This window comes from Mycobacterium szulgai (assembly GCF_002116635.1).
In the GTDB taxonomy this organism is placed as follows: domain Bacteria; phylum Actinomycetota; class Actinomycetes; order Mycobacteriales; family Mycobacteriaceae; genus Mycobacterium; species Mycobacterium szulgai.
Genome location: NZ_LQPW01000063.1, coordinates 1 through 8325 on the forward strand (window position 1 = coordinate 1; position 8325 = coordinate 8325).

The window sequence follows — 8325 nt, forward strand, 5'->3', positions numbered from 1 at the left end:
GGTGATGGGGGCTTCGCGCTGGGGTCTGGTGGGGAGGGTGGTGCTGGCGGTTCTGGCGGCTTTGCTGCTGCGGGGGCAGGTGGCAACGGAGGCAATGGCGGCAAAGCCGGGCTGGTAGGACTAGGAGGTAATGGCGGTGCCGGCGGGGATGCGTCATTCATGGGTAGCACCGGCGGTAACGGTGGTGCTGGTGGTGACGCTTGGCTGGTCGGTAATGGCGGTAACGGCGGTAACGCCGGAACGGGCTCAACACTTTCGACGCACGGCCTTGCGGGTTTGGGCGGTGCGGGGGGGTTGCTGCTCGGTGAACCCGGTATGACTGGTCGCGAGTGACATCGTAAAGCGCGATCGGTCAGTAGCAATTCAACGGTGATTCACCCGGCGCTGTTTTGCTTCCTGGCTATGCGGGCATCCGTGGTCGCGTTTTGCGCCGGCGCAAGGGTGAACACGGAGCGCGGGGATCGTGCTGAATACTGTTGTGCAAGTTGATGGTCAAGCTTTCTCATCCGCAGCCAACCCGAAGGCGCAGGGATGGTCGCCTTGCGCGGCAACCCTTCAAGGGGGCGGCCGTGTCCAGGGCTCCACGTGGCCACGAGCCCGACGCTGCGTTGGCATCGCCGAGATGGGTTGATCAACAACCCGCGCCCGCAAACTGCGCGGTGGTTGCCTGTTGAATTGAAGGCGGTTGCTCATTGATCCCGCTAACCGGCAAAAGGCGGACGGGTCATCACGATGGGGCGGACGCCATACCGGGGGCCGGCTCCTCCCGCTGCACCCGCGCCCGGACCGGCCAGCGGCATACCACCCAATAGGTTTCCAGACGGGGCTACATCCGGAGGCTCAACTATATTGCTGACTCGCACGGGCGGGGCAGGGTTGGCCTGCGGGTTAGACCCAGCCCAGGTGGGCGGTACCGATAGCTTGCCGACGGAGGACCCATTGCCTGCGCTCGCAGCGATCTGCCCACTGCTGCCCAGTCCTCCTGCGGATGCCTTGGGTGTAGTGACAAGCTCGGGTGCGGCTGCCGCAGTAGCTTCAGCTTCCGGACCGATCAGCCCCATCGCACGCTCTGCGGTTGCGACGCTGCTGGCGATACCGATACCGAAGTAGGGCAATCCGACAGTGTTGTAGAAGATCTGGGACAGCGGCATATACCAATCCAGGAACCACTGCAGCCATCCCGGGGAGGGCGTTGCTCCAGCGGAACCAAGGACGGGCGATGCAAGGTTTTGAAGCAGGCTCGGCACCTCGGAAAGCAACCGTGACAGAATGCTCTGCGCTGAGCCGGCCGCGGCCTGGACAGTCGCGGTTGTCTGCATGGCCGCCGCAGCCGGGTTGGTGGTATTTGGCGGGGGAGTGAACGACGCCAGGGCCGAGGCGCTCGCCGAGGAGTCGGCATAGCGGTACATGGTCATAGCGTCGTGAGCCCACATTTCGCCGTATTGGGCTTCAATGTTCGCGATCGCAGCAGAGTTACAACCGAACAGGTTGGTAGCGCGAAGGGACGCTAATTCAGCGCGATTGGCGGCGATTAGCGGTGGCGGCACTATGCCAGCAAACGCGGCCTCATAGGCGGCGGCGGCGGTCTGTGCCTGGCTGGCCGCATGCTCAGCTTGCGCGGCGGTTGCACTTAGCCAGGTGATATAGGGAGCTGCTGCGGCAAACATCGATGCGGAGGCAGGACCCATCCATTCTTCGGTGTGCAGCGTGGTGATCACGCGTTCGTAGCCGGCGGCAGTCAACGTCAGTTCGGCCGCCAGCGCCTTCCAGGCCGACGCAGCGGCCATCATCGGCGCCGACCCGGCGCCGGTATACATGCGGACGGAATTGATCTCCGGCGGTAACGCCCCAAAGTCCATTGCTAGACACTCCTCACAGGGTGCCGGTCTGCCTGGCCGCCGCCTCTCTGGGTGCCCGTGTCGCGCCGGTTGGTTCTGGGCGTTGACCCTGCTTGTGCGGGAATGGTGAACAGCCGCATATCACTTCCTCCGTAATACGTTTCTTACTCGCATGAATTCTCGAAAGATTGCTCGCTACCGATCAATTCCTTTTGCGGTAAACCATTGCGCGCCATGAACGACGGCGTATTTGCAAATATTTGATAATTCGTAGTGGGCGTCGCTTGATTGTCACCGATATCCCGTTGATGCGGTGCGAGCGCTATCCGGCGCCCGGCGGGCGTGACATCACTGTGAGGCGTAACCCGTATTGGCGTCGACTAAAGCCGCGGGCGCCATCTCCGCGGCGCATTGGGATGCCTTGAAGTAGGCCCGATGAGTTGGTCGGCGTGGCGCCAATAGCAATAGTCGACAGCTCGGCTTTGTCAATACTTAGCACCGGCACCGAATTCACCCAATTCGGTGGCGCCGTCATCGCCCCGATCTTTCCGGCGTGGCCCAAATTTGCCGAAACGGATCCAAGGGGACCAGTGAGCGCTAGGGGCGAAGCCATAGCTGAAACACCCGCAGCGGCGGCTTCGGCATCCCCCGTTGTCCCCGTATGGTCAAACATCAGGGCCCCTACCAGCCCTAGTGCGCCCAGTGTTCCCCATCCCCAGCCGTACACAAACCCCTCAAGGGTAGTGAATACGCTAATGAATTCCATCCAATACATTTGTATGGTGTGCCAGGGAATTGCGCCAACGACGGCAGGTTGCGCCGCTGCGGCCGAGTTTGCGAAAGCGACGAGTAATTGTGCAACCGTCGCCTCGCAGCTGCCTGCCGCCGTTGCGGCGGCGTGGCTCGCCGCAACGGCTTGCTCTGCAAGCCCGTCCGCACTGGTGGTTGTCGGCGGTGACGTCAAAGGCGGTAATAACGAGGCGGTCGCCGAGAGACCGGCATAGGCGTACATGGCCGCGGCGTCCTGCGCCCACATTTCGGCATATTGCGCCTCGGTGGCTGCGATCGCCGGCATGTTTTGCCCAAAGTAGTTGGTCGCGATCAGTGCCATCAACAGCGTGCGGTTCGCCGCTATCTCCTGTGGCGGCACTGTCATCGCAAAAGCCACCTCATAGGCTGCCGCTGCATCCCTCGCCTGTGCCCCGGCTTGCTCAGCTTTGGTTGCGCTGGCACCCAACCATGCGACAAACGGTATGACCGATGTGACCATCGCCGCGGATGTGGGCCCTACCCATTGTGAGGTCGCCAGTTCCGAAATCACCGAATCGTAGCCAGTAGCGGCTAGGGACAGTTCTGCAGCCACACTGTCCCAGGCGCTCGCGGCTGCTAACAGCGGCCCCGATCCTGCTCCGCTATACATGCGAGCCGAACTGATTTCCGGCGGTAGTGCCCCAAAGTTCGGCAATACCTGCGTTGGGATAGCCTCGCCGGCCATAGAGCCACTCCAGCTCGCGAGGTGCGAAGCGGAGCCGCCCGGGCCAGTCCCAAACAGTTCAGCTAGTCCGGTTCCGGCGCCAGCGTTACCGGCGCTAATCACACGCGGACTCACGCAACCCATTGCCGGCGGGACAATGTGTTCGATCGGACCTTCGATAGTAATCGCGAAACCACCTGACGAAGAGGGACTTTCGAGGCGACGCCGGCGTCGATGATGCAAGCGACAAACCATGACTACTGCAACAATGTCCTGCTGCCTACATCAAGAGGAATCCTGCGCGGTGAAAGTTACTCGACAATTATCCCTTTGTTACATATACCCTACCCCGGTAGGGGTACTGTAAAAGTGTTATACAGCGCCTGGGTGGGGGCTGGCAAGATGCATGCAATGTCCAGCGCATGTACGTGACCTCGATCGCCTGCGAATCCGTGGCCGTAACGCGCGGGAGAGCCATAGATGCGCCAACCAAACAACTCAACAACGGAGGGGGCTGCGGCTGCTGTGGTTGCCACCCCTAGCCGTGCGGGTCGCGGCAATTCGTCACGGTGACGTATTACCGACGGAGAAGCCCCGCCGCCGGGGGCCGGTGGCCAATCGGCGGCTGTTACCCCAGTTGGCTTTCTCTCGGCGGAGAGCCGTGCCTATCGCTACATTGGCGGTTCAGTCAGCGGCCTCGGTTGGTTCTGGTCGATTGGCTCGATAAGTGTCAGATCCTAAGTTATTGCGCCAGGCGAAGCCTCACGGCCTCGTCGCTGTCGACTAGTTCATCGGGCGATACTTGGCCGATGTGGCGGAGTAGTGGTTGTGTCGCAATGGATCTGACTGTTCTGCCAGCGCCTTGGAGTCGACGTGAAGGCTGCTCATGGGTGCCGATAACAACACCTGAAACGGAAAGACCTTGTCGGTGTTACTGGTATCAAAACAACTGTGACTAAACCCTTCCGAGACGCGTCGCCGTCGCGCTAGCGCGGTCGTTGCTCACGATTACCGCGGGTCGTTGCTTGTTGGCCTCGCTACTGCGTGCGGGATGTAGGTCAGCCGGAGCTACCACCGGGTGAAAACCGGTGCGCTGCTCAGGTACTGTCACGCGACGTTGCCCTCAGCTTGCAGCGGCTCTGCCATGCTCTGCGCAAAACAGTTGTGCTGCCGCGTATTCCGATAATTTGCCTTACGGTCCAACTAACTCGACCTAACGAGTTGGCAGTCGATACGTACGTCACGGGGCCCGCCCCTAGCGGGAAGGCTCGACTAGATCATTGCGACAAGGAAGCGGCACAGTCCCGGGCAGATCGTGCGCAAGCTGATGACCGCTGATCGGCGGCTGGCGGAGAGCAAGGACACCGCTGCGGTGTGCCGCTTTGGTCACTAAACTTTCCAACCAAATCCACTAACACGCCATCGCGGTCATTGGCGCCCCTGAAAAGTCGAGGGCGGCAGGCGGACTCGCCGACGAAAGTGCTTCACCAACAACCCATGGAACACGGACAAGCATCATGCCAGCCCATAATGCATTGCAACACAACGCAATCGTGACCTTGGACAACGCGTAAATGTGTTGTGGCACAAGGGATGGCGCCAGCATTGTCGAGGCCCGAGAGGTGTCGAGCCGCGAGCAACGCCACGACCTTTCATGCACGGGGTAAAGGTTCTGGCCGCGTACACGCGTTGTGCGGTGACCGATTTCACGCATTGCGCGTAAGCGAAGTGGGCCGCTGGCACTTGGGCCTTTGCCGAGGTGGGGTTCTGCGCGTCGTGGAGCGACCGTGTGCTCGCGCCATCGGGTGCCTGCCATGCTCGTGAGCCGATCAACCGCAGCGGCCATGTCCTCAGCGTCGGTGATCGCTGCTGCTTGGTCATGACGGAACATTTTTTGGGTAAGAGTTCACGTGGCTGATCACCATCCGTGTACTCGCACGCATGCAAATAGTTGACATCGGGCCCGCGTTCGCGACGTACGGCCAAGCGCACGAAGCGCACCGATCGGCGGGTTGGCAGCGCAGACGCTGCCGCCTAGCGCTGAGAGTGGGTTGTGTGTCACGTTCGTGCTGGTGGTCCCTACTTTTCCGCGCGTTCGGGGTTCTCGGAGCGCTAGGTAGCAGATCACTGCCTAATGTGGTCGGACGTGCGTGTTAGGAATGCGAATATCGCGTTTCAGTGTGCGTATCAGGTTGTGTGGTGCCCGAGATATCGGCGGGGTGAAATCGGCGGGCGCGCCGGCGTCAGCATTTACGCGCCGCTGGCATCCATGAGCGACATGGTTTAAGGGATGACGGCCCTTTGGCCCACGATCGCGGCACACCGGGGTAACAGTTTGTATGCGCATTCCGGGGCGAGCCGGCAAGCGCGCATCATCTTCACCCAGTTCGCATCGCCATCTGGGGAGTTTTGGCTCTTCTGTACCCGAAACTCGGGTGCAACACTAGGGTCTGCTCCCGCTGCATCGCCGCAGCGCGAATACACAGACTGCCAATCGGCAATGCCGAGCGGCATTGACCCACTGGCCAAGCCGCGATCCACCGTCTAGGCACTTGCACCGGCGCATACGCCTTGCCAGGCCGCAAATCGAGAGAAAGGTGTGCGAAGTTCGCATGAATGTCGCGCCCATTATGAACTCGATTCAGTATGCAAGACATCAAAATCAGCAACGTCAGCACCTTTGGGGCATCCTGCAGCGTCGACTGCGTGCCGCTGTGTTCTCGGCAGTCGAATCGGTAATAGCTTTCATCTTGGGTTTTGTAATGCGCTTTCTGGAGGATTACCGAGTGCGCGCCGCCATCCATCATATTTATCGGACACCCTTCAGGGTCGGCACCATGCATAAACCGCGCATCTATCTTTGTGAAGGCTGGGACGCGCGATGGGAAAGCGAATAAAAACACGGCCAAAAGAGCACTTACAGGAACCATGCAGGCTGCTACTGTTGCCTAGCGCAATGGTCACCGTGTAGCGTTACAACAAGGCATGCATTGACACCCTGGCCAATGCATGCCTTCGGTAGAAATGCAGGTAAGCCGTTATCGGCGATAAACCTTGCGACGAAGAAACTCCGACAATTTTTATAGTAGGGAAACGAATACATGCATGCCGCGAGCTGGGTGTACGGCTTGGTAAAGGGCGCCACTAAATTGGCAGCTTCGCCGACTTTACTTTTGCTCCTCTGGCGCGCATGGGGTAGCGCGCGGCTGTTCGTTGTCGTCCCAAATACGTTGCGTCGTCGGATGTTTTCGCGGTCATCGCAGGTCGCTCGCGACACTAGACGGGCCACCCGCTCATGGCTGATAACTGATCGCCTTCCGCGTCTCGATGCAGAATTGCGCGGTACTTGTACTCAGGCGAGCGGCCAACCAGCATGACAGTTGAAGGCTATCGCATTGCCATCGTCGGAGTATCGTGCCGCGTGCCGGGAGCCAATGGTCCCGCTGAATTTTGGGAATTTATCAATCGGGGACGAAGTGCAATATCTAATGATCCTCACTACGAGCAGCTTGTTTCGACCGCTTCTGACAATGAGGCCATTCCTGAAGGATTGAAATATAGCGCGCAGCTTGCAGGCGCGCTGGGTTTTGACGCCCCGTTTTTCGGTATTTCAGATACCGAAGGCGAAAATATGGATCCGCAACAACGGATCACTCTTGAGCTTGCTTGGGAAGCGTTTGAAGATGCACGCCTTGTCCCAGAGAACTTCCGCAGTAAGTCGGTAGGCTTGTTTATCGGCGCGATGCGTGACGACTTTTCCCGTCTTATGTCGGGCCTAAGTCTCGCTCCAAACCCGCGAAGTACGCTGGGGTCGCTCCGCTCCGTTATAGCCGGCCGGATATCCCACTTCTTTGGGCTCAAGGGCCCCAGTTTGGTAGTTGATACCGCACAATCGTCGTCGTTGGTAGCTATTAAGCTGGCCATTGACAGCCTGCGCAGGGGCGAATGTGATCTCGCGATAGCGGGCGGGGTACATCTCAACCTCGATCCACAGATGGCCTTATCCATCGCTGAACTTGGCGTACTTTCCAACGACGGCATATGCCGCCCGTTCGACGACGCGGCTAATGGCTATGTTCGGGGTGAGGGCGGCGGCTTTGTAGTACTTGCTCGGGTTGCGGACGCGATCGAATGTGGCCACAGAATGTATTGCGAAATCCGAGATGGCGCGGCGATTAACGATGGGGCCAGACGTGGTTTGACTGCCCCTACGGCCGACGGACACGAACGGTTACTACGTGCCGCGTTAGCCGGCGCGGGAGTTGAAGCACATCAAGTCCAGTACATCGAGACACATGGAACCGGTACGCCCGTCGGCGATGCTGCTGAAGCACAGTCAATAGTTTCAGCTTACTGCAGTGACGGACGAGCTAACGACTTGCTGCTAATCGGTTCCGTAAAACCAAATGTTGGGCATCTCGAGGGCGCGGCTGGCGTAATCGGCGTCATCAAGATTGCTTTAGCGCTGAAGCATCGCGCCATTCCTCCCACCCTCAACTTTGTTCAACCCAACAAAGCACTAGCAGGACACCAAGCAAGTGTTCGAGTGGTGACCGAAGGCATGCCCTGGCCGGTGAGCGAGCACGTGCGCACCGCGGCGGTGTCCTCGTTCGGGATCAGCGGCACCAACGCGCATGTGATTGTGCAGCAGGCCCCCGATGAGCCGGCGGTCTCTGACACCGACACCACCACCACACCACCGGGGGAGTCGGGCGAGTCGGCCCAGCCCACGGTGTTGGTGTGGCCGTTATCGGCGCGCAGCAGTGCCGCGTTACGCGCTCAGGGCGCTCGATTGCGCCAACACCTGCTTGAGCAGCCCGAGGTATCGCTGCGGGATCTGGCCTACAGCCTGGCCACCACCCGCAGCCATCACCCCCACCGGGCCGCGATCAGCACCAGCAGCACCAGCGGCGGGGCACGCGAAAGCTTGTTGGAGGCCCTGCACGCGCTGGGTCATGACCAGCCCCATCCCGGGCTGGCCATCCACCACCTGCGGACCCAGCCGGGCGCTTG

At 60.2% G+C, this 8325-nt stretch carries 4 protein-coding genes and 2 pseudogenes; 3 read left to right on the top strand and 3 right to left on the bottom strand.

The window, feature by feature from the left end:
• A pseudogene (locus tag AWC27_RS11440) lies at nucleotides 1-333 on the top strand (hypothetical protein); the annotation flags it as partial.
• A gap of 368 nt (nucleotides 334-701) precedes the next feature.
• Here AWC27_RS11440 and AWC27_RS11445 read toward each other — a convergent pair.
• From AWC27_RS11445 to AWC27_RS11455, 3 genes and pseudogenes are all read right to left on the bottom strand, one after another.
• Nucleotides 702-1859 (bottom strand): PPE family protein, encoded by a 1158-nt coding sequence (locus AWC27_RS11445; protein ID WP_085670598.1) that lies wholly within the window; start codon nucleotides 1857-1859, stop codon nucleotides 702-704.
• 301 nt (nucleotides 1860-2160) lie between these two features.
• Nucleotides 2161-3333, bottom strand: a complete 1173-nt coding sequence (locus AWC27_RS11450) for a PPE family protein (RefSeq protein ID WP_169726762.1) — start codon at nucleotides 3331-3333, stop codon at nucleotides 2161-2163.
• 721 nt (nucleotides 3334-4054) lie between these two features.
• Nucleotides 4055-4387 (bottom strand): annotated as a pseudogene (locus tag AWC27_RS11455) (type II toxin-antitoxin system PemK/MazF family toxin).
• Between the two features lie 1537 nt (nucleotides 4388-5924).
• On the opposite strand from AWC27_RS11455, the gene AWC27_RS30060 reads away from it, so the two are divergent.
• Nucleotides 5925-6209, top strand: a complete 285-nt coding sequence (locus AWC27_RS30060) for a hypothetical protein (RefSeq protein ID WP_139836925.1) — start codon at nucleotides 5925-5927, stop codon at nucleotides 6207-6209.
• 476 nt (nucleotides 6210-6685) lie between these two features.
• Nucleotides 6686-8325 (top strand): beta-ketoacyl synthase N-terminal-like domain-containing protein (locus AWC27_RS30065; RefSeq protein WP_139836926.1); only part of this gene is annotated, 1640 nt, incomplete at its 3' end.

Coding starts and splice junctions, on each gene's coding strand:
- AWC27_RS11445 (WP_085670598.1), bottom strand. CDS start 1,859: ATGGACTTTGGGGCGTTACCGCCGGAGATCAATTCCGTCCGCATGTAT.
- AWC27_RS11450 (WP_169726762.1), bottom strand. CDS start 3,333: ATGGCCGGCGAGGCTATCCCAACGCAGGTATTGCCGAACTTTGGGGCA.
- AWC27_RS30060 (WP_139836925.1), top strand. CDS start 5,925: ATGAATGTCGCGCCCATTATGAACTCGATTCAGTATGCAAGACATCAA.